The sequence below is a fragment of the Pontimicrobium sp. IMCC45349 genome (assembly GCF_047219225.1).
Taxonomy (GTDB): domain Bacteria; phylum Bacteroidota; class Bacteroidia; order Flavobacteriales; family Flavobacteriaceae; genus IMCC45349.
Genome location: NZ_CP178208.1, coordinates 519,185 through 541,393, shown reverse-complemented (window position 1 = coordinate 541,393; position 22,209 = coordinate 519,185). Strand labels below are relative to the sequence as shown.

Sequence of the window (22,209 nt, the reverse complement as noted above, 5' to 3'; positions counted from 1 at the left end):
TTTGATGGTTTAAAAATTTTAAGCGAAATTTACGGAAAATTCGATTTATTTTATGCAAAATACCTCAAAACAATATGACGATGTTGTTTCTACGTGTAGAGACTTGTTTACTAAGAAGATGAAAGATTATGGAAGTGCATGGAGAATACTAAGATTACCTTCATTAACCGATCAAATTTTTATTAAAGCACAACGAATAAGAGGACTTCAGGAAAATGATGTTAGAAAAGTAGATGAAGGCGAAGTAAGTGAATTCATTGGAATTATCAATTATTGTATTATGGCTTTGATACAATTAGATAAAGGTGTTGTTGAACAACCAGATTTGTCTGTTGAAGAAGCTACAGAAGCTTACGACGAAAAAATTGCAATCACTAAGCAATTAATGATGGATAAAAACCATGATTATGGAGAAGCTTGGAGAGATATGAGAGTGAGTTCTTTAACCGATTTAATTTTGCAAAAATTATTACGTGTAAAACAAATTGAAGATAACGCAGGAAAAACATTAGTAAGCGAAGGTATAGATGCTAATTATCAAGATATGATTAACTATGCTGTGTTTGCCCTTATTCATTTATATATAAAAGAACAATCATGAAAATATTAGTAGCACTTTCTAGAATTTTTGTTGGTGTTTTATTTATCATCTCTGGATTTATAAAACTAAATGATCCACTTGGATTTTCTTATAAATTACAAGAATACTTTAGTACAGATGTATTAAACATCCCTTTTTTAGAGCCATATGCTTTAGGTATTTCGGTGTTTGTAGTAATTTTTGAAGTAGTTTTAGGAGTCTTCTTACTAATAGGTTATAAACCAAAATTTACTGTATGGAGTTTACTGTTAATGATTGTATTTTTTACATTCTTAACGTTTTATTCGGCATACTTCGATAAAGTTAAAGACTGTGGTTGTTTTGGTGATGCATTAAAACTAACGCCTTGGGAAAGTTTTACAAAAGATGTAGTGCTGCTCTTCTTTATTTTGATTTTATTTTTCGGAGTTAAACATATCAAGCCATTATTTAATAATTTGGTAACAAGTGTTGTTTCGTTAGCGAGTTTTGTAGTTTGTTTATGGTTTGGTTTTCATGTATTAATGCATTTACCATCTATTGATTTTAGAGCTTATAAAATAGGAGATAACTTAATCGAAAACATGAGTGTTCCAGAAAATGCTCCAAAAGCAATTCAAGAGTACACTTGGACTTTTAATGTTAATGGCGAAGAAAAAGAGTATGTAACAGATGGTTCTTATCCTAGTGTTGAAGGTGATTATGTTGGAGTTGAGACAAAAGTTATTAAAGAAGGTTATGAACCTTCGATTTTAGATTTCTCAATTGAAACGTTAGAAGAAGACTTTACGCAACAATTTTTAGCTGAAGAAAATCTTATTATGATAGTCTCTTATAGTTTAGAAAAAGTTGAAAAAGAAGGTTTAGCTAAGCTAAAAGCTTTTTCAGATGAAGCTATTTCTAAAGGTTATACAGTTATTGGGCTGTCTGCTTCTGGCGATGAAACTAAACAACGTATTAAGGCAGAAAATAACTTTAATTTCGATTTCTATTTATGTGATGAAAAAGCACTTAAAACAGTGGTTAGGTCTAATCCAGGAGTTTTAGAATTAGATAAAGGTACTGTAAAACAAAAAGTACATTGGAATGATCTTGAGGATTTAAAATTATCAGCTATACCTATTGTGAAAACAGAGAAGAAAGATGATGGTACATTGTTTTTAGTTGATGGTAAAGTTTTAAATGAAACAGAATTTGAAGCTTTAAATTTGAAGAAAGAAGATATGGAAAGTGCTTCTGTGTTAAAAGAAAGATCTGAAGGTAGTGTTTTAGATTCAATAAATAAAGCTAATAATACTCATTATACTTCATTTGTAGAAGTTGAGTTAGAAAAAGAGCAATAATCTGGTTAACTATTTCTTAAATAAAATCTTTTACACATTACTCACATTATTTGGAGTGGTGACCGTAATATTCTTTTTATTTAATGTACTTCCAGGTGATCCTGCACAAATGATGCTAGGACAAAATGAAGACAGCGAGCAATTAGCTATAGTTAAGAAAAAGTTTGGTTTCGATAAGCCTATTTCTACTCAGTATCTATATTATTTAAACGATTTATCGCCATTATCTTTTCACTCAACCAATAAAGAAGATTATACTTTTTTGGACAAAAAGAAGTACGCTGCGACTTCATTGTTTACAATAGGAAATACAACAACAGCAATAAAATTACCTTACCTAAGAGAATCATTTACTAAACAAGGAAAAAAAGTAAGTCAAGTATTAAAAGAGACGTTGCCTAATACATTTGTGTTAGCAGTGTCAGCAATAGTCATTGCAATGCTTTTAGGGATTGTTTTAGGGATTGTATCTGCTTTGTATAAAGACACATGGTTGGATAAGTCAATCCAAATTTTTAGTACTTTAGGAATGAGTGTGCCTTCGTTTTTTAGTGCCATTTTATTTGCTTGGTTATTTGGGTTTGTACTTCATAAATACACTAATTTAGAAATGACAGGAAGCCTTTATGAGCTAGATGATTTTGGTGAGGCTATTCATATTAAATGGAAGAATTTAATACTTCCAGCAATTGTATTAGGTATTCGTCCATTGGCTGTCGTTATTCAATTAATGCGAAACTCTTTGCTTGAAGTTTTTAATCAAGATTATATAAGAACTGCAAGAGCAAAAGGCTTAAGTGAATATCAAATTATAAAAAAGCATGCTGTAAAAAATGCACTTAATCCAGTTATTACAGCAATTTCAGGATGGTTTGCATCAATGTTGGCAGGCGCAGTTTTTGTGGAGTATGTATTTGGATGGAATGGATTGGGTAAAGAAATTGTAAATGCTTTAAATACTTTAGATTTGCCTGTAATAATGGGTTCAGTGTTAGTAATTGCAACCCTTTTTGTAATCATAAATATTTTTGTCGACTTAATATATGCTTGGTTAGATCCAAAAGTAAAACTTCAATAAATTAAGTTTATGAAATCTTTCAAATTCGCTTTAATTGTAATAATGATTTTGTTAAGCAGTTGCAATTTTGAGCAACCAACAACATTTTCAAAGGAAGCTTTAAATGAAGTGTTAGTTACGCAAAGTGGAAACTCAATTACCTTAAATAAAGTGTTAGACAAGTACCAAGGCAAACAGGTGTTTATAGATGTTTGGGCTTCTTGGTGTAAGGATTGTTTAGAAGGATTACCTAAGTTAAAGTCTATTCAAGACGAAAATCCTGAAACAGTTTTTCTATTTCTTTCAGTTGATAAAACAGAAAATGCATGGAGAAATGGTATTAAGAAGTATAAAATATCTGGAGAACATTATTTTATTAAAACAGGTTGGGATGGAGCGTTAAGTGATTTTTTAAATCTTAATTGGATTCCTCGATATATGTTAGTTGACAAAAAAGGGGAAATCAAATTATTTAAGGCTACAAATCTTCAAGATAAAGCTATTGTAGAAGCCTTTAAATAGTTTATTTTTGTAAGTATAAAAGCAATGAGGTTTATATAATTGTAATATCCTAAAAAATAGAAATGAGAAAAAACATTGTAGCAGGAAACTGGAAAATGAATAATGATTTAGAAGCTTCATTAAAGCTTGCTAAACAAGTAGCTAAAAAAGTTAAAAAAGCTGATGTAAAAGGAACCAAAGTAATTATTGCTCCTACTTTTGTGAATTTAGAGCGTGTAGCAAGAGCAACAAAAAAGTCAAAAGTAAAAGTAGCTGCTCAAAATATGCATTTTGCTGAAAGTGGTGCGTTTACTGGTGAGGTTTCTGCACAAATGTTAAAGTCTGTTGGAGTTAAAACAGTTATTCTTGGGCATTCTGAAAGAAGAGAGTATTTTGGAGAGACAGATGAAATGTTAGCTAAAAAAGTAGATGCAGCCTTAGCTAATAACATGAAAATTATTTTTTGTTTTGGAGAGGTTCTAGAAGATAGAAAATCTGGGAACCAAGAAGCTATTGTAGAGAGTCAAATAAAAAATGCATTATTTCATTTAGAAGTCGATGCTTTTAAAAGTATTGTATTGGCATACGAGCCAGTTTGGGCAATAGGTACAGGAGAAACTGCAACTCCAGATCAAGCACAAGATATGCATGCGTTTATTCGTAAAACCTTAACTGATAAATATGGAGCTGAAGTGGCCGAGTCTATTTCAATATTATATGGAGGTAGTTGTAAGCCTAATAATGCTAAAGAAATCTTTTCTAAAAAAGATGTAGATGGAGGTTTAATAGGAGGAGCAGCATTAAATGCCGATGATTTTTTAGCTATCGTTACTGCTTTCTAAAGTCTATTTACAAAAATTAATATCTAAGGGTATTCACTGAGTTTTTTGATTTCAGAGAATACCCTTAATTATTTTTCATAAGGTCGATTTAACTTGCAACTGGTTATTAATCAGTTAATTTAAAATCACAATTATGAAAAATCAAAAATTATTTTCAGCGTTTATTTTAATGCTAGGTTTTACTTTATGTAGCTTCGATTGTTCTAGTTCAAATGCATCTGAAGATGATACTTCTGGACCAGAAGTAGTTGTAATTACACCTAGTGAAGGAGCACAATATGATATAGGAAACGACGATTATTCTCCAGCTTCAATTTTAGTGCAAGCATCAGCTACTGACGCGTCAAAAATAGAATTAGGTTCTGCAACATTTTTTAATAGTCAAAATCAACAATTAGATTATCATGATGAAATTCCGTCATCTTTTAATGAATTGTCGGTTACTTCATTATATACAAGTTTTCAAACTTTTGAGGAAGGAAATTATAGAGTAGAAATAGAATTTACTGATGAGTTAGGTAATACTACCAAAGTAGTTAGGAACATTACTTGTGTTTTAGATGTTGGAGATAATGAAGCACAATAATTTTAAGGTTATGAAATCGTATTGCAAACTAACAATTAAAAAGCTATCTCTAGTTTTAGCATTTGTTGTCTCTATAGTAAATGTGCATTCTCAATGTGTAGACCCTTCAACAGATTTGATAAGTTGGTGGACAGGAGACAATAATACATTAGATATTATTGGAACAAATGATGGAACTCAGCAAAATGGAGTTGGATATACAGCTGGAATGGTTGATAATACCTTTGTTTTTGATGGGATTGATGATATAATTGTAGTTCCTGATAGCGAAAGTTTAGATATTACAGGAGATGTTACAATAGAGTTATGGGTACGTCGCGTAGGATATGATAATCAATCTCAAACTGTACTTTGTAAAGGTGCTGGAGTCGTTAATAATGTTGATGAACCAGCTGCTTTTTTAATGCGTTTTGAAAACGATCTTACAGAGTTTCTTTTTGAGGAAGCAAATGGTGCCAACTTTGTTATTAATGGGCCTGCATTTGAGGATTCTATGTGGCATCACTATGCGTACGTACGTCAAGGCAACCAACATCAAGTCTATGCAGACGGTTTTGGTTTTGGATGGAATACGTTTACTAACCCTCCAGGAAGTACAGTAGGATTACCTTTAACTATTGGTGGGCAAAATCACGATCCAACAGGATCCAATTCTCAATTTCCGTATGATTTATTTTTCCATGGCGAAGTAGATGAACTGTCAATTTATAATGTAGCTCTTACAGATTCACAAATTCAAGATATTTACAATGCAGGAAGTTTAGGGAAATGTAATGATGATTTAAATGTTGAAGGTTACTTGTTTTGGGGAAATCAAACAACACAATCTGTAAACTATTCAAATATAGATGGCTCAAATAATAATGAAATTGTTACAGGACAAGTAATGATAAGACGTACGCGAGTTAACGAAACAGAAGGTAAAATTTATTGGGCTTTACCATCACAGTCAAAGATTAAAAAATCTAATTTGAATGGTTCAAATGTTGAGGATGTTATAGCTACAACTTCAGATATTAATGTAGTTTCAATAGACGAGATTAATAATGTAATTTATTATACTGAAGGTAGTAATGGAGGAATAAAAAAATGTGATTTAAATGGTTTAAACCCACAAACTGTAATTTCTGGAATAGGCTATGTGCAAGGAATTGCTATTAATAATGTAACAAATAAGTTATACTGGACTGAGTTTGATACAGGACTTCTAAAAAGCGCCAATATAGATGGTACAAATATTGAAACCTTATTAGCTACAACAGATGCCTTATTTGACCTTGAAGTCGACCCTGTAAATGAGTTCTTGTATTTTAGTAATAGAACAGGAAATGTAATTGAAAGGGTTGAGTTAAATGGTGGAAACCGAACAACTATTGTCAATGTTTCAGGAACGGTTGGAGCTATAAGTTTAGATGTTATAAATAGTAAAATTTATTGGAGTTTTAACGAATCTGGAGCAAGTGGAATATCTGTTGCTGATACAAATGGCACTAACCAAAACAATCTTATAAGTTCAACAAGTACTGGGTTTTCTGGTCTAGATGTAACAACAAGCACTACATTGTCTAATTCTAATTACGAAGAAAAATTAAGTGCAGTTATTTTTCCAAACCCAACAATAGATTTCATCAGTTTAGTGATTAACGAACAAAATGTCTTTTTAAATAACAATTTGCATTTAAGCGTATATGACCTTAATGGTCGTAGAGTATTGCATAATAAAATCTCTAATGCTAAAACTATAATTGATGTTACTTCATTTTTTAGTGGAATGTATCTGTATATTATAGAGTTTCAGAATAGAATATTAAAATCAGGTAGATTTATTAAAAAGTGATGAAACGAGTACTAATATTGTTTTTGAGTTTGCCTCTGTTTTGTGTTTCACAAGTAGGTATTAATACGACTAATCCAGAAGCATCATTGGATATACGTTCGTCTAATCAGGCTACGCCAACTAATACTGATGGTATATTAATCCCAAAAATTGATGAATATCCAACAACAAATCCAACTGTTGCACAAGATGGTATGTTAGTTTATGCAACAGGAAATGGAAGTGTCGCTAAAGGGTTTTACTATTGGAATAATGCAACCACAGCTTGGGTTGCATTTACAGGAGCTACTATTGAAAAAATTGACGACTTAATTGATGGAAAATCTGATAACGATGGTACAAATGATGGATCTTCTATTTTTTTAGGTATTAATGCTGGTGTTAATGATGATGGTACAGATAATAGAAGTGTAGGTATAGGTTACAGGTCTTTAGAAAATAATGTGTCTGCTTTTGCAAATACAGCTTTAGGATATCAAGCTTTATCTCAAAATACAGCAGGTTCTAATACAGCAGTTGGTTATGATGCTTTAGCAAATAATACAATAGGATCTTCAAATACAGCAATTGGTCGAGCTAGTTTATCAAATAATGATAATGGAATTAATAATACAGCGATAGGATATGCTTCTTTGTTTAATAATACTTCTGGAAATAATAATGTTGCTTTAGGACGCAATGCTCTAGTTGATAATACAACAGGTGTTAATAATGTAGCTGTTGGCTATTATACTATTAATGTTAATACAACGGGAAATAATAATACAGCTATAGGTCATGCTTCAGGTTTAAATTCAATAGGGAGTAATAATGTTTTTTTGGGATATTATGCAGGATTTAATGTTGCAAATAGTAATCGTTTATATATAGAAAGTTTATTAAGTGGAAGTCCTCTGATATATGGAGAATTTGATAATGATTTAGTGCGAGTTAATGGAGATTTAGAAGTTGTTAAAGATGCTAATTCAACATTAAAAGTGAAAGCTAATGATGGTAATTCATCATCATTGTCATTACTGGAAGGTGCAGATTATGGTTTTGAATTTCTTTATACAGGATCTGATGATAAATTAAATTTATGGTCTAGAAACTTTGCTGGCAATGAAGGACAAAGAATGACATGGCTTAAAGATGGAAAAGTTGGTATGAACGATACTACTCCAGACGCAAGATTAGATATTGAAGCTATAAATCAAGCAACACCAACTAATACAGATGGTATTTTAATTCCGAGAATCGATGCATTTCCAGCAATAAATCCAGGAGCTGATCAAAATGGTATGTTGGTATTTTTAACTACTAATAATACATTTTACTTTTGGAGAAATAGTACAACATCATGGATTTCATTAACTAGTGAAGCAAATGCTGTTGAAAAAATTGATGATTTGTTAGATGGAAAATCTGATAATGATGGAACAAATGATGGTTCATCGATTTTTTTAGGAATAAATGCTGGTGCAAATGATAATGGAACAAATAATTATAATGTAGGAGTTGGGTATTTCGCACTTAATAATAATACATCAGGAGCAGCAAATACAGCAGTTGGGAGTACAGCATTAATAAGTAACACTTCAGGAAGTAATAATTCAGCATTTGGAAGAAGAGCGTTGTATTGGGCAACAACTGGCTCAGGTAATTCAGCATTTGGAAGTCAATCTTTAGAAGCAAATACAACAGGCTATTCTAATGCTGCATTTGGCTATAAATCCTTAACAAGTAATACGACTGGATATTATAATACAGCAATAGGTTATGAGACTTTAGAAAGTAATACCAATGGAAACTTTAATACAGCAATAGGTTATGAGGCATTGTCTAATAGTGGTGCAGCAGATAGTAATTCAGCATTAGGATATCAAGCTTTAACAACAAACACAACTGGATTTTTTAATACAGCTATTGGTTTTGAAGCTTTAAGAAATAATACAACAGGTTATCGTAATACAGCTGTTGGTTTTGAAGCTTTAAGAAACAATACAACAGGTCTTTATAATACTGGCTTAGGATTAGAAGCTTTAGAAGATAATACCACAGGAAATTCTAATACTGCAGTTGGTCATGGTGCTTTGATTGATAATACAACAGGTGCCTCAAATTCAGCATTAGGTTATGCTACTGCACTAAATAATAACTATTCCAATACAACAGCATTAGGTTATAATGCAGATCCAAGTGGCTCAAATCAAGTTAGAGTTGGTAATGCTGCTGTTGCTACAATTGGAGGTTATGCTAATTGGTCATTGTTTTCAGATAGACGTTTAAAAACTAATGTTCAAAGTAATGTTGTTGGTTTGGAGTTTATTAAAAAATTGCGACCAGTAAGCTATAATTACGATATGGATGCGATTGCTCGTTTTGAAAATACACCAGATAGTTTACGCCTTAGAGATGCAGAGCAATTAAAAGCTCAAGAAGTACAAACAGGTTTCATAGCACAAGAGGTTGAAGCAGCAGCTATTGAAGTTGGTTTTGATTTTCATGGTATTGTTAAGCCTCACGATGTTAACGGAACATACGCTTTACGTTATGCAGAGTTTGTAGTGCCTTTAGTAAAGGCAATGCAAGAGCAACAAGATATTATTGAAGCGCAACAAGAAGAGCTTAATGCTTTGAGAAAAGAAATTGAAAGTATCAAAGCACTTTTAAAGAAAGAATAAGATTATTAACTTAGAGGCAAATACATTATTTTGAAATACAAACTATTATTTTTTTTATGTCTTTTTTCGGTTAATTTCTATGGTCAGACAATAGAAATAGATAGTCTTGAAAGAGAGCTTAATAAAAAACATCCAGACACAAGCTTAGTTAGTATCTATTTGTCATTGTCTGCAGAATGTATTTATTCTCAATTTGATAAAGCTAAACCGTATGCAGATAGCGCATTACATTATTCATTAAAATCTAAAGGTTTTCAATTAGCTCAAGTATATAATAACCTTGGGCTTATAGAATCTGAAAAGGGAGATGATGATTTAGCGAGAGCATATTACGATAAAGCATTAAAGGAGTTAGATAAAAATGATGATAAGACCGTTAGAGGTATTGTTTACGGTAATTATTCAACATCTTATGATAATTCCAATAATTTTGATAAAGAATTAGAATATAGTTTAAAGGCTATTGAATTAAATAAAGGTGATGATTTTGAATTAAGTTTTTTGTATTATAATCATTCAGTAATTTATGAAGATGCAGGTTTTAATAATGAATCGGTCTATTACCTAGAGTTAGCAAGAGAAATGGCTGTTAGGTCTAAAGAGCTTCGTATTGTTTCTTATGCATCTATGAATTTAGCTTATCACGCTATGCGTGATAAAGATTATGATAAAGCCGAGAATTATTTAATAAGAGTTGGTGAAATTTGTGAAGAGACAAACTCTTTAGAAATATGTCATTATTATTATTTAACATTGGGTAGACTCCAAACACTTCAAGAAAAATATGCTTCTGCAGAAGTTTCAATTTTAAAAGCTAAAGATTTAGCTGTACAAAGAAATTTAGAATCTAAAATTGTAGAAAGCTATTTAATGCTTGGTAATTTAGAATATGAAAAAGGAAACTATAATAAAGCAGCTTATATTTTTAATACTAAAAATATAGATTCGTTTGAAGTTGTTAATTTATGGTATGCCGATTTAAAGTACCGAAAACGTGCCTTGTTAGAGTCTAAATTGGGTAACTATAAAAAGTCAAATGATTTACTTAAAGGTTATTTAACTTATGCCGATTCTATACATAAATCAAAAAACAGAAGTTTATTGGTTAATGCTGATAGAAGATATAAAACCGAAAAGAAAAACAAAGAAATAGCGGAACAACAATTAGAGTTACAACAACAAGAAAATACACTTCAGAAGAAAAGCAATCAAATGACATTATTATATGGTGTATCGCTATTTCTGTTAATTACTTCTGTACTAACTTGGTTGTTTTTCAAGCAAAAAAGCAAACGTAAAAACCAAGAACTATTAACAGTAAAGAGAGAATATCAAATTAAATCTTTAGAATCATTAATTGAAGGGGAGGAAAAAGAGCGTCTTAGAATAGCAAAGGAATTGCACGATGGTGTAAATGGTGATTTATCAGCCATAAAATATAAGTTGTCTTCATTACTAGAAATGAATAATAAAGTAATAAAAGAGGCAATTACTATGATTGATGACTCTTGCGAACAAGTAAGAGCCATTTCACACAATTTAGTGCCACCTTCATTAGAAAATTTTAATTTAGTTGAAGCAACCGAAAATTATTGTAATAACTTAGATGAGGTAAATAATCAGTCTATTATATTTCAACATATTGGAGAAGCTGTACAAATGACAAAGAAAGCTGAAGTTAATGCTTTTAGAATCATTCAAGAATTGGTTTCTAATGCGCTTAAACATGCAGAAGCAAATGAAATTAGTGTACAGATAAGTAATAGAGATAATTTGTTGCAAATAACAGTAGAAGATGATGGAAAAGGTTTTGATAAAAACAATGTTGAAAGCCAGGGAATTGGATTAAGTAATATTAAATCAAGAGTTGATTATTTGAATGCAGAGATAGATATACTCTCGAATAAACAAGGTACTTCATGTACCATAGATATAGACCTAAATAAATTGAATGATAACTAAAATAGCAATAACAGATGATCATGTAATGGTGTTAAAAGGCATAGAGTCTATGCTAGAAAATACTAACGAAATAGAAGTTATTGCTACCTATAGTAATGCTCAGGAAACCATAGAAGGAATAGAAAAAAGAGCACCTGATGTTTTGCTGTTAGATATTAACTTACCAGATATTAATGGAATAGATTTAAGTAAACAATTATTAAAAAAACATCCAGAATTAAAAATAATAGCGTTGACAAACTTTGAAGATATATCGTTTGTAAAACGTATGCTAAAAAATGGTGTTCATGGTTATTTATTAAAAAACACTGATAAGATTGAGTTGGTAACAGCTTTAAAAACTGTGTTGGCTGGAGAGTTATATGTTCAAAAACAATTAAATAAGAGATTATTGAATCAATCTGCTGCAAAAACTTTTGATAATGGATTAAATATCAAGTTAACACGTAGAGAACATGATGTGTTAGTTGCTATATCTGAAGAGCTTACAACACAACAAATCTCAGAAAAGCTATTTATCAGTCCAAAAACAGTAGAAACGCATCGCATGAATATAATGAGTAAACTAGGTGCAAAGAATAGTGTTGGGATAATAAAAATTGCATTAGAAAAAGAACTCTTATAATAAATACAATTACCTTTGCTTCATATTATCAATTATATGAATAAAGCAATCTTTAAACGTATTTTACGAAACTTGGGAATTATTAGGTTGTCCGATAATTTACGGTACCAAGTAATGAAGTTTAAAAACAAAAAAGATAATAAGGCATTTGTAAAACAAAATCCTAACCTAGCCATTCCACCAGATTATTTAATGTATGAAGCACATCAGTTAAAGTACAGGTCGTATTTTGAAAATGGTTTGTCGAATACAAAAAAAATAAAAGCACTTTTTGAGAAGTATATTGATTTTGAAGGTAAAAACGTTTTGGATTGGGGTTGTGGTCCTGCTAGAATTATTAGGCATTTTCCAAGCTTAGCAAAAAATACTAAGTTTTATGGAACAGACTATAATAAGGAAACTATAACATGGAACTCAAAGAATATTGATAATGTATCCTTTTATACAAATGGTATTAATCCACCAACAAGTTTTGATAATGACTATTTTGATATAGTTTACGGACTATCAATTTTCACACATTTGTCAGAAGAAAATCATATTAATTGGATTAACGAACTAGCACGAATAACAAAATCAGGAGCGATACTATTATTAACTACTCATGGTGAAATTTTTAAGCAAAAATTAATCAAGAAAGATTTAATTGATTTCGAGAATAACAAATTAGTTGTGCAAGGAAATACGCTTGAAGGACATAGAACTTATGCTGCTTTTCATCCGCCAAAACTAATGAGAGAGTATTTTAATGAGAAATTTGAAATTTTAGAGCATATTCCTGGAACTCAAAAAGGAGCAAAAATATCACAAGACCAATGGGTTTTAAAAACGAAGTAAGATTATGATTTATATAGGATATTATTTTAAAGTTGAACCAATACAACCTGGAGTTGAAATACTAATAGCAGAGTTGGGATTTGCTGGTTTTGAGAGTTTTGTTGAAACTGAGGAAGGTGTAACAGCTTATATTCAAAAAGAAGAATGGCATGAAGCTATTCTTGAGAATGTACAAATATTAAATTCTGATGAATTTACTATTACATACACCTTTGAAGATATTGAACAAACCAATTGGAATGCAGAATGGGAAAAGAATTTTAATCCAATTGTAGTTGATGATATTTGTGCGGTAAGAGCGCCATTTCACGATGAGTTTAATGTTGAATATGATATAGTAATAGAGCCAAAAATGAGTTTTGGTACAGGGCATCATGAGACTACACATATGATGATTCAACATATTTTAAAGAACGATTTAACTGATAAATCTGTTTTAGATATGGGTTGTGGAACAGGTGTGTTAGCCATTTTAGCAGAGATGAAAGGAGCACAGCCACTTGATGCTATAGATATTGATAATTGGTGTTATTTAAATAGCCTTGAAAATGTAGAACGTAATAACTGTAAGCACATTTCGGTTTACGAAGGTGATGCAAGTTTATTAGAAGGTAGAAAGTACGATGTAATTATTGCTAATATTAATAGAAATATTCTGCTTAATGACTTAGAAACATACGCATCTTGTCTTAATAAAAATGGGATGTTGTTTTTAAGTGGATTCTATGAAAGTGATATTCCAATTATTGAAGCAAAGTGTAATGAATATATGTTAAATCTAACCGAAAAATTACAAAGAAATAATTGGGTCTCGCTAAAATTTATAAATTAGTACTTAGTTTATGAGTGGACAAGAAAAAATACAAGAAGACGTACTCGTTGAAGAGTTATTGGACAAACAAAACGAAATTGTATTGTATAATGACGATGTTAATACTTTCGACCATGTTATTAATACCTTAGTAGGCGTTTGTCAACATACACCAGAACAAGCTGAACAGTGTGCAATTATTGTGCATTATAAAGGTAAATGTACTGTAAAAACTGGTGATTATGACGATTTGAAACCACAATGCACTAGATTGTTGCAAGCAGGCTTAAGTGCCGAAATTATATAAATAAAAAAAGCTCTGAATTTTCAGAGCTTTTTTTATTTAGTTTTTATAATGTTAACTATTCATTCTTCCAACTGCACAACTAACAAAAGATTTTGCCTTTTTAGTTATAGGGTTGTTTTCGCCGGCAGCAGGATATCCAAGTTTAGATAATAAAGCAGTTGCATTATTTAGCGTGTCTTCATTTTTGTAGTTAAACGAAACAGTATTATTGTCATTATCTACAAGTACATTGTCAATATTATCTAATTCTGATAAACGTGATGTTATTGTGTGAGCACATCCACCACATTTTAAGTTTTGTATTTCTATTGTTGTGTTCATAATCTTAAATTATAAAGTTGATGGACAAACAAAGTTTGTTAATGGTAAATTAGTTTTTTTGATAGCGCCAAAACCTCCAGCAACATCTATTAAGTTATTAAATCCTCTAGCTTTTAGTATTGAAGCTGCAATTACAGATCTATAACCACCAGCACAGTGAATGTAATACTCAGTGTTAGAATTAATAGCGTTCATATTATCGTTAATAAAGTCTAAAGCAAAATGCTTTATATTATCACCTTCAATATGCATTGCGTTATATTCTCCATCTTTACGAACATCTAAAACATTTATGTTGCTAGATGTCATTCTGTTTGCAAACTCTTCAGCCGAAATTGACTCTAAAGTTTCAATATCTCTACCAGAAGCTTTCCATCCTTCAATGCCATTTTCTAAATACCCTAGAGTATTGTCGTAACCAACTCTTGAGAGTCGTGTAACAGCTTCATTAGCTTTTCCTTCTGGGACAATCAATAAAATAGGTTGTTTTAAATCTGTGATTAAAGCACCAACCCAAGGCGCAAAACCTCCATTTAATCCAATAAATATTGAGTTAGGAATATGTCCTTTTATAAAGTCGCTTTGAGGTCTAACATCTAGTACTAAAGCATCTTCGTTATTAGCAATAGCTTCAAATTGTTCTGGGCTTAAAGCTACATTTCCAGTTTCTAAAACAGTTTCGAAAGTTTCATAACCTGTTTTATTCATCATTGCATTTTTTGCAAAATACTGTGGAGGAGGAGGAATGCCATCTAACACTTCTTTTACAAACTCCTCTTTAGACATATCTGCTCTTAATGCATAATTTGTTTGTTTTTGCTCTCCAATTGTACCAACCGTTTCTTTACTTAGGTTTTTACCACAAGCCGAACCTGCACCATGAGCAGGATATACTATAACATCATCAGCTAATGTCATTATTTTTTCACGTAAGGAATCGAAAAGCATACCTGCTAAATCCTCTTTAGTCAAATCAGATTTAATTGCTAAGTCTGGACGACCTACATCACCTAAAAACAAGGTGTCTCCAGAAAAAATAGCGTGGTTATTTCCATTTGCATCAATTAATAAATATGTTACCGACTCTAACGTATGTCCAGGAGTGTGTAAAACTTTTATTTTGATGTCTCCTAATTCAAGAATTTCACCATCTATAGCTGCATGCGAATCATAACTAGTTTTGGCACCAGGACCAAAAACAATAGTTGCTCCAGTTTTTTTAGCTAAATCTACATGTCCTGAAACAAAATCTGCATGAAAATGTGTTTCTAGAACATACTTGATTTTAGCATTTTCATTGTTAGCTTTATCTATGTATTGTTGCGTTTCTCTTAATGGATCTATAATGGCAACTTCGCCATTAGACTCTATATAATAAGCACCTTGAGCTAAACAACCTGTATATATTTGTTCTATCTTCATAATAAATAATTGTTATGCAAAGATAGTAACAATTATGCTATGTTTTGTGACAATAGTTACATGAGTTTAATGTGGTAACTTGTCTCTTAAAACACCATAAATGAATGTGCCTAAAATAGCAGCTGCAATCACAATAAGCATGCTAAAAATACCAGAGCCTAATAAGATGTACATTGGTCCAGGACATGCACCAATAAGTGCCCAACCTAAACCAAAAATGATGCCTCCAATAATATATCTAATAGTACCTTTTTCTTTTAAAGGAATAAATATTTCGGCACCTTTTATAGATTTTATTTTACCTTTTTTTGCTAATTGAACAAAAAGCAAACCACAAGCAATAGCGCCGCCAATGATACCATACATATGGAATGATTGAAATCTAAACATCTCGTATATACGAAACCATGAAACTGCTTCAGATTTCACTAACACAATTCCAAAAAATATACCTACTAATAAAAACTTTAAATAATTCATAATCTTAAAAAATTAGAGGTAAAATAAAATTAGTCATAATCAATCCGCCAATAAAAAAACCTATAACTGCAATTAAAGAAGGACGTTGTAAGCTACTTAAACCTGTAATGGCATGTCCAGAAGTACAGCCACCAGCATAACGAGTTCCAAACCCTACAAGTAAGCCGCCAATAATTAGAAGTGCTAAACCTTTTATAGAGGTGATTGCTTCTAAGTTGTACATTTCGTCTGGAACAAGTGTTGTTCCTGGATTATTAAAACCTAAATTTTTTAATTCCTCTATAGTAGTTGGATTTAAATCTGTAGCGACATTGTTTGATAAAAATTGAGTAGCAATAAAACCACCTATAATCGCTCCTACTACAACAATTAGGTTCCAAGAATAGTCTCTCCAATTTATTTTAAAGAAATTTGAAAACCTTCCACCACCTCCAATAGCACACATGGTACGAAGGTTAGAAGACATTCCAAATGTTTTTCCAAAATATAATAGTAAGGCCATTACTAAAGCTATTAGTGGTCCAGAAACGTACCAAGGCCATGGGTTAAGTAAAAAATCCATTTTAGTGTTTAGTTTATTAGTCGTCAAAAATAAGTTTTTAGAATTTGATGAAAAATTCTTTTGTGAAAAAAATTATTGGTTTATATTTGCACCCACAAAAATGGCCTCGTAGCATAACTGAATAGTGCACTTGATTACGGCTCAAGAGGTTGCAGGTTTGAATCCTGCCGAGGTCACAAAAAAAAGCAAGCTTAAAAGCTTGCTTTTTTTATTATAATATCTCTTTTGGGTTTATTTTTTATTTAAAACTAAGTTATCAATACAAAGTAACAAAAAGGGTAGTGCTAAATTTCACTATCCAAAGCATCTTGAATCATAGTAAGCACTCTAGAAACTTCTTTAGCTTCTCTTTCGCTCATAGCATCGCTAATTAAACCAATAATTTCGTCAAAAGTAGGTTTGAAGTTCTCAATTAAGTCTATCCCTTTTTGAGTTATTCTAATTTCTAGCTTACTTCGATTCTCTTTACTCGGTTTAGTTTTTAGCAATCCTTTCAGCCTAAGCTTTTCTACTAATCTAGTAGCGTTAGAGGTTTGATTTATTAACCTCATTTGAATTTCTTTTAAACTCATACCTTTATCTGGAAACTCAAGTAATACTTTTAGAAGATCATACTGCTGAGATGAAAGCCCTATTTCTTTTAGCAAATTATTCGTGTATTTCTCAAACCTAACACCAGTATACATTACATTAAGTATAGCTTTTTGCTGAGGGTTTTCTATGTTTTTTATATAGAGATCTTTCCACTTCATAATGCAAATTTAATCAAAAGTGTTGAGTATTCAATGCTTTTTCATATATTTGCAGTGTTGAATAGTCAAGACATGACTATTCATGAGTTAAAAATAAACTGGGGATGAGATATTTAATCACACTATTATTTGCTTCTTTAAGCCTTCAATTGTATGCTCAAGAAGCAAAGCAACGATTAGCACCAATACCAGTGGAGCTTATGGTAGGAGACGACGGTTACTTCTTTATGATATCTCTTAATAGACCTATTAGTCCTGGTAGTAAATTCGGTTTCTTTACTCAGCTATCATATCTGATTGATCATAAAAAAGAAGTGCCAAATTCTATTAATACAGAAGCTATGGGGACATATACATTAGATGAAAATTTTAATCTTGCTGCAGGAACTAGATTAAATTCATTCACAGGTTTCAAACCTCTATTAGCAGTATCATATAATATATTCAATAAAAATATAGGCTTGTTTATACAACCAAGTATTGAAATTCATAAAGATGGCTTTTTTGAATTCTTTGGCTTCTTTGAATGGCATCCTAACTACGGAAAAAAAATCAATCCTTTTTTTAGACTTCAACTCCTATCAGATTTTGATGATGAACATATTTACAGCTATCATTTATGGAGAGTTGGTATAAAGTATAAAAATTTAGCATTCGGTCCTGCAGCAAATTTCAGGTATTTAGGACCAGAGGGAAATGACAAGCATAACTACGGAGTCTTTTTAAGACTTTCATTATAAAACTTTAAGTATAATAATTAAATAATAAATAAAATGAATACAAGTAAAACAAAAACAGTAACCAGAATTATCTACGGAGCATTTTTAACCTTTTTTGGTTTAAACGGAATATTACAATTTATGCCACTTCCCCAGCCAACACCAGAAGCAGGCGAGTTATTGGGTGCTTTTGCCAAAGCAGGATACATTTTCCCAATCGTTGGAATTTTAGAAGTCGGAATGGGTGTTTTATTATTAATCAACCGTTATGTTGCCTTAGCGTTAGTATTAGTTTTCCCAATCATACTCAATGCTTTTTTATTACATCTTTTCTTAGACATGCCAGGTATAGGTGGTTCATTGGTTGCTTTAGTTTTTAATGTAGCTTTATTTGTTTTCTATAAAAACAGTTATAAGTCGGTTTTCCAATTAAAGACGAACTAAATTTTTAAGAAATTAATAATGTTCTCATTATCAAAAAGACAAAAAAAATACATTTTTTTACAGCAAACTGCTGTAGGTGTCATTATGAATATGATAATGAATGCGGTAATGGGTTGGGTTACTTTTAAATCTGCTAAGACACTTAGTTTATGGGGTGAAAATTGCTTTGCTATAGATTTGATTATGACCACTTTTATGACTGTATTTATGACGTCTTTATTAGTTTCAAAAATGACACACAAGACGGTATTAAATGGTAAACAAGAACCTATAGATTCTGAAAAGTTACATGCCTTATTAAGAAAGTCAAAACCAGCACCTTTTTTGGGAAGTCTTTTACTAGCTATTATAATAACTACTGTATTCATCCCAACACTATTTTGGTTATTAGAATTTATAAACGCAACAGTCTTATCCTTAAAATCGTACATTATTATTAAGGCTCTTTATGCAGCATTTTTAGCGATGATTTTTACGCCAATATCTGTAATACTTGCAATGAGCGAAACTAAGTTTTTAAAGAAAAATGAATAATACAATTAAGACAAATAAAAAAACAGTTATAAGAAAAGCTAGTGATACTTTCAAATACTGGATGACAGATAAAGAGTTTACAGGAATACTTGTTGGTAAAGAAGCTACTAACTCAGAATATGTAATTAGTGATGGTTTAATAGAACCTGGAGGCTTTGTACCTGACCACTATCATAAATGGGAAGATCAAACTTTTCATATTCAACAAGGAACATTAGAAGCTAAAATAGGTGACGAAATAATGATTGTAGAAGCTGGTGATGCTATTCATTGCCCAAAAGGAGTATCTCATTACATGAAAAATATAGGTGAAGAAGATGTAAAAATGGTTAGTTATATTTTTCCAGGAGATTGGGCAGAAGACTTTTTTATCGAAACTAGCAAACAAGTTAAATCAAATAAAAAAGATTTAGAGTTAATAGAAGAAAAATTTGGTGTGGTTTATCTCTAAATAAATTAAAATAATAATTCTATCGATGTCACAAAAAAAAAGCAAGCTTTTAAGCTTGCTTTTTTTATTATAATATCTCTTTTGGAATTATTTTTCGAGTCCAAGTTTTTATACGTTTATAGTTATTAACCTCAGAATCAGGGTTGAAGTTTAGTGTGGTTTCCCAAGAGTTTTCTGGTTTAAATTCTTCTTCAAATCCTTTTAAAACACTTTCTGATACTTTTTTAGATTGTAATACAACAATGCATTCAGTGTTTAGGTTGGCACTTCTAGGATCTAGGTTAAAGGTGCCAATAACCGTAGTTTCATTATCTATGATCATAGATTTAGCATGAAGTCCAAAAATTGGAGTATGGTTTAGCTCAGCCTGTAATTCACCAGTCATAATTTTTTTTCTTTCAGCAGCATCTGGACGAAATTCAAATATTCTAACACCTGTTTCTAGTAATTTCTTCCTGTCTGTTTGGTAGCTGCTAAAAGCTTCAACATTATCTGTTGATGCAAGACTATTAGTGAGAATTCTAATTTTTACACCTCTATCAGTAGCTTCTTTAAATAAGTTTCGACTTAATTCCGTAGTAATTAAATAAGGTGTTTGTATATCTATTGATGTTTTAGCATTTTTAATTAGTTTTATTAATGCTTCAGTAGAAATACCACTACCTCCTAAACCGTTTTTACCATCATTTTTTCCTGGTAAATCAGAAATAAATTGGATGTTATCAAGCCATACTAAGTCTCCTGATTGAGTTATGGTTTTAAATGTTTTTGGAAGATTTTCAATTCTTGTTCTTACTTGTGGCCAAAAATTTTCAGGATTACATGCATATTCATGCAGATTGTTAAATTGATTTGGGTTGTATTCTCTTTTTTCATCTTTAATTAAAGTACTTACATCGTGGCTTAGTGTGCTTTCCCAAAATGTGTCAAATGAATGACTAACAGATTTAACTTCTTTTCCTAGTAATAATATGTCTCTATCTCTAAAATTGTACTCGTGATCGTAGTCAAAATATTCATCAGCTATGTTACGTCCACCAGTAATAACAACTTTACCATCTACAATAAATGTTTTATTGTGCATACGTTGATTTGCACCTCTAAAATCGGTAGCTAATTTTCCTATTTTTTGAAAAAGATTTTTTCCTAGGTTTATTCCTGGATTGTATATTTTTACTGTAATGTTTTCATGTGAAGCAAATGTGAGTATATCGTCTATATCTGCATCTACCATTATGTCATCAACAATAATTCTCACTTTTACACCTCTGTCGGCAGCTCTAACTAAATAATCGCAAGCAATAAGGCCAACATTATCAGTCGAAAAAATAAAGTATTGTATGTCTATTGTTTTTTCGGCGTATTCGCTTAGCCAAGCTCTAGCAACCATAGAGCCACTTCCATCTTCCAATACATACACGCCAGTTTTATCATGCATTAAATGCGAAACATTTGCTAATTCTTTAGTAAGGGAAGTGCTATCGTTTCTATGGATTTTTGAACAAAAATCTGTTGTAGTTTTTATGTCTTTCTCTTTTGAGCATGAGATTAGTGAGAAGATAAAAATTAAGAAAAGTATGTTGGTTGTTTTGAAACGATTCATTTAAAGCAATGTATTTGTTAGCTAAGGTATAAATATTAATGCAAAAGCTACTTGTTAGTTTTTGAAAGACATATTGATAAAGTTTTTGATATTAATCATGTTTTATATTGAAAATGATAATTAACTTTCGCCTATGAAAACAATTGAACACTACATACGAGATATACAGGACTTTCCTAAGCCAGGGATTTTATTTAAAGATATTGCACCATTACTTCAAGATCCAGAAGCAGTAGAATTATGTTTAAACGCTTTATTAGATAAAATAGGTGATACAAAAATAGACAAGGTTGTAGGTATTGAGTCTAGAGGTTTCTTTTTTGGAACACTGTTAGCTCAAAAATTAGGAGCTGGATTTGTACCTGTAAGAAAACCAGGGAAGTTGCCTTTTAAAACAATTTCAGAATCGTATGCATTAGAATATGGAACAGATACTTTGGAGATGCATGAAGATGCTATTGTAAAAGGAGAGCGCGTGTTAATTCACGACGATGTATTAGCTACAGGAGGAACCGCTGAGGCAGTATGTAAATTGGTTGAAAAGCTTGAAGGTAATATTGTGCAGTGCAATTTTATTATGCAGCTTAACTTTTTAAATGGTAAGGAAAAAATAAGTGGCTATGACGTTAAATCGGTTTTAGAATACTAATCTAAAGCGCGTTTAGTTACATATAAACGCCATCCAAAAATGGCCAATTGTATTTTTGTGGCTTTAGTAAGGTCTAACCTTTGTTTTGTATAACTAGGTAGTAATGCTTTGTTAACTTTAGCTAAAAACTTAAATACTTGCTTTTTCATTTTGTTTGGTCTTCAAAGACAAAAGTAGTAAAACTTACTCTAGAATTAAGTCTTACGGTTTTGTTTTGAATTTCTGTTATCCAATCGATGTTACAATATCGATGATAAGTTTAGCAAGTGTCATCATAATTTTTTAGTTTAAAGTGTTTGAATATTTGATTAATTACGTAAT

25 protein-coding genes and 1 tRNA gene are annotated in these 22,209 nt (G+C 31.1%); 19 read left to right on the top strand and 7 right to left on the bottom strand.

Annotation, left to right across the window (positions count from 1 at the left end; all coding sequences use genetic code 11):
* Positions 1 to 52: 52 nt before the first annotated feature.
* From ACLII3_RS02605 to ACLII3_RS02545, 13 genes are all read left to right on the top strand, one after another.
* Complete coding sequence (locus tag ACLII3_RS02605) at positions 53 to 601, top strand: DUF1599 domain-containing protein (protein ID WP_412986242.1); 549 nt, start codon at positions 53 to 55, stop codon at positions 599 to 601.
* On the top strand, positions 598 to 1,923 hold the full coding sequence (locus ACLII3_RS02600) for a BT_3928 family protein (protein WP_412986241.1): 1,326 nt from the start codon (positions 598 to 600) through the stop codon (positions 1,921 to 1,923). The genes ACLII3_RS02605 and ACLII3_RS02600 overlap by 4 nt, the downstream gene beginning before the upstream one ends.
* 1 nt (position 1,924) lies before the next feature.
* Entirely contained in the window at positions 1,925 to 3,001 is a 1,077-nt protein-coding gene (locus ACLII3_RS02595) for an ABC transporter permease (RefSeq protein WP_412987886.1), read from the top strand.
* A 9-nt stretch (positions 3,002 to 3,010) separates the two neighbouring features.
* A complete protein-coding gene (locus ACLII3_RS02590) occupies positions 3,011 to 3,502 on the top strand; it encodes a TlpA family protein disulfide reductase (protein WP_412986239.1) in 492 nt (163 codons plus the stop codon).
* Positions 3,503 to 3,564: 62 nt separating this feature from the next.
* Positions 3,565 to 4,323, top strand: a complete 759-nt coding sequence (tpiA, locus tag ACLII3_RS02585) for a triose-phosphate isomerase (RefSeq protein WP_412986237.1) — start codon at positions 3,565 to 3,567, stop codon at positions 4,321 to 4,323.
* A gap of 133 nt (positions 4,324 to 4,456) precedes the next feature.
* Positions 4,457 to 4,909, top strand: a complete 453-nt coding sequence (locus tag ACLII3_RS02580) for a hypothetical protein (RefSeq protein ID WP_412986236.1) — start codon at positions 4,457 to 4,459, stop codon at positions 4,907 to 4,909.
* A complete protein-coding gene (locus ACLII3_RS02575; protein WP_412986234.1) occupies positions 4,896 to 6,746 on the top strand; it encodes a LamG-like jellyroll fold domain-containing protein in 1,851 nt (616 codons plus the stop codon). The genes ACLII3_RS02580 and ACLII3_RS02575 overlap by 14 nt, the downstream gene beginning before the upstream one ends.
* Positions 6,746 to 9,409 (top strand): tail fiber domain-containing protein, encoded by a 2,664-nt coding sequence (locus ACLII3_RS02570; protein ID WP_412986233.1) that lies wholly within the window; start codon positions 6,746 to 6,748, stop codon positions 9,407 to 9,409. The genes ACLII3_RS02575 and ACLII3_RS02570 overlap by 1 nt, the downstream gene beginning before the upstream one ends.
* A gap of 30 nt (positions 9,410 to 9,439) precedes the next feature.
* Positions 9,440 to 11,371, top strand: a complete 1,932-nt coding sequence (locus ACLII3_RS02565) for an ATP-binding protein (RefSeq protein ID WP_412986231.1) — start codon at positions 9,440 to 9,442, stop codon at positions 11,369 to 11,371.
* Positions 11,361 to 11,996, top strand: a complete 636-nt coding sequence (locus ACLII3_RS02560) for a response regulator (RefSeq protein WP_412986229.1) — start codon at positions 11,361 to 11,363, stop codon at positions 11,994 to 11,996. Before ACLII3_RS02565 ends, ACLII3_RS02560 begins: the two co-directional genes overlap by 11 nt.
* A 114-nt stretch (positions 11,997 to 12,110) precedes the next feature.
* The gene (locus ACLII3_RS02555; RefSeq protein ID WP_412986227.1) at positions 12,111 to 12,833 is read left to right on the top strand and encodes a class I SAM-dependent methyltransferase; all 723 of its coding nucleotides are present in this window, start codon (positions 12,111 to 12,113) and stop codon (positions 12,831 to 12,833) included.
* Positions 12,834 to 12,837: 4 nt separating this feature from the next.
* Complete coding sequence (prmA, locus tag ACLII3_RS02550; RefSeq protein ID WP_412986225.1) at positions 12,838 to 13,665, top strand: 50S ribosomal protein L11 methyltransferase; 828 nt, start codon at positions 12,838 to 12,840, stop codon at positions 13,663 to 13,665.
* Positions 13,666 to 13,675: 10 nt separating this feature from the next.
* Complete coding sequence (locus ACLII3_RS02545; RefSeq protein ID WP_412986223.1) at positions 13,676 to 13,951, top strand: ATP-dependent Clp protease adaptor ClpS; 276 nt, start codon at positions 13,676 to 13,678, stop codon at positions 13,949 to 13,951.
* Between the two features lie 51 nt (positions 13,952 to 14,002).
* Here the strand turns inward: ACLII3_RS02545 and ACLII3_RS02540 are convergent, their stop codons facing one another.
* The 4 genes from ACLII3_RS02540 to ACLII3_RS02525 all read right to left on the bottom strand — a co-directional run bounded on the left by ACLII3_RS02540 (position 14,003) and on the right by ACLII3_RS02525 (position 16,736).
* Positions 14,003 to 14,272 carry a heavy-metal-associated domain-containing protein gene (locus ACLII3_RS02540; RefSeq protein WP_412986221.1) on the bottom strand — a complete coding sequence of 90 codons (270 nt, stop codon included), beginning with the start codon at positions 14,270 to 14,272 and terminating at the stop codon, positions 14,003 to 14,005.
* A gap of 9 nt (positions 14,273 to 14,281) precedes the next feature.
* Entirely contained in the window at positions 14,282 to 15,694 is a 1,413-nt protein-coding gene (locus ACLII3_RS02535; RefSeq protein ID WP_412986220.1) for an MBL fold metallo-hydrolase, read from the bottom strand.
* 66 nt (positions 15,695 to 15,760) lie between these two features.
* Entirely contained in the window at positions 15,761 to 16,174 is a 414-nt protein-coding gene (locus tag ACLII3_RS02530; RefSeq protein ID WP_412986219.1) for a DUF6691 family protein, read from the bottom strand.
* 4 nt (positions 16,175 to 16,178) lie between these two features.
* Positions 16,179 to 16,736, bottom strand: a complete 558-nt coding sequence (locus ACLII3_RS02525; protein ID WP_412986218.1) for a YeeE/YedE family protein — start codon at positions 16,734 to 16,736, stop codon at positions 16,179 to 16,181.
* Between the two features lie 102 nt (positions 16,737 to 16,838).
* On the opposite strand from ACLII3_RS02525, the gene ACLII3_RS02520 reads away from it, so the two are divergent.
* Positions 16,839 to 16,912, top strand: a tRNA-Arg gene (locus ACLII3_RS02520).
* 108 nt (positions 16,913 to 17,020) lie between these two features.
* Here the strand turns inward: ACLII3_RS02520 and ACLII3_RS02515 are convergent.
* Entirely contained in the window at positions 17,021 to 17,488 is a 468-nt protein-coding gene (locus tag ACLII3_RS02515; protein WP_412986216.1) for a MarR family winged helix-turn-helix transcriptional regulator, read from the bottom strand.
* A gap of 104 nt (positions 17,489 to 17,592) precedes the next feature.
* Here ACLII3_RS02515 and ACLII3_RS02510 point away from each other — a divergent pair, with 104 nt between their 5' ends.
* Genes ACLII3_RS02510 through ACLII3_RS02495 form a run of 4 tightly spaced genes read left to right on the top strand, consistent with a single transcriptional unit; the run spans position 17,593 to position 19,636 of the window.
* The gene (locus ACLII3_RS02510; RefSeq protein ID WP_412986215.1) at positions 17,593 to 18,228 is read left to right on the top strand and encodes a hypothetical protein; all 636 of its coding nucleotides are present in this window, start codon (positions 17,593 to 17,595) and stop codon (positions 18,226 to 18,228) included.
* Positions 18,229 to 18,261: 33 nt separating this feature from the next.
* Positions 18,262 to 18,651, top strand: a complete 390-nt coding sequence (locus ACLII3_RS02505) for a DoxX protein (RefSeq protein ID WP_412986213.1) — start codon at positions 18,262 to 18,264, stop codon at positions 18,649 to 18,651.
* Positions 18,652 to 18,669: 18 nt separating this feature from the next.
* Positions 18,670 to 19,185: a hypothetical protein gene (locus ACLII3_RS02500; RefSeq protein ID WP_412986211.1), complete on the top strand. Its 516-nt coding sequence runs from the start codon at positions 18,670 to 18,672 to the stop codon at positions 19,183 to 19,185.
* Complete coding sequence (locus ACLII3_RS02495) at positions 19,178 to 19,636, top strand: cupin domain-containing protein (RefSeq protein WP_412986209.1); 459 nt, start codon at positions 19,178 to 19,180, stop codon at positions 19,634 to 19,636. The genes ACLII3_RS02500 and ACLII3_RS02495 overlap by 8 nt, the downstream gene beginning before the upstream one ends.
* Before the next feature lie 67 nt (positions 19,637 to 19,703).
* Here ACLII3_RS02495 and ACLII3_RS02490 read toward each other — a convergent pair whose 3' ends face one another.
* The gene (locus ACLII3_RS02490; RefSeq protein WP_412986207.1) at positions 19,704 to 21,239 is read right to left on the bottom strand and encodes a phospholipase D-like domain-containing protein; all 1,536 of its coding nucleotides are present in this window, start codon (positions 21,237 to 21,239) and stop codon (positions 19,704 to 19,706) included.
* Between the two features lie 133 nt (positions 21,240 to 21,372).
* Between ACLII3_RS02490 and ACLII3_RS02485 the strand changes: the two genes are divergently transcribed.
* On the top strand, positions 21,373 to 21,888 hold the full coding sequence (locus ACLII3_RS02485) for an adenine phosphoribosyltransferase (RefSeq protein ID WP_412986205.1): 516 nt from the start codon (positions 21,373 to 21,375) through the stop codon (positions 21,886 to 21,888).
* Here the strand turns inward: ACLII3_RS02485 and ACLII3_RS02480 are convergent.
* Positions 21,885 to 22,037 (bottom strand): SsrA-binding protein, encoded by a 153-nt coding sequence (locus tag ACLII3_RS02480; RefSeq protein ID WP_412986203.1) that lies wholly within the window; start codon positions 22,035 to 22,037, stop codon positions 21,885 to 21,887. The genes ACLII3_RS02485 and ACLII3_RS02480 overlap by 4 nt on opposite strands.
* Between the last annotated feature and the right edge of the window lie 172 nt (positions 22,038 to 22,209).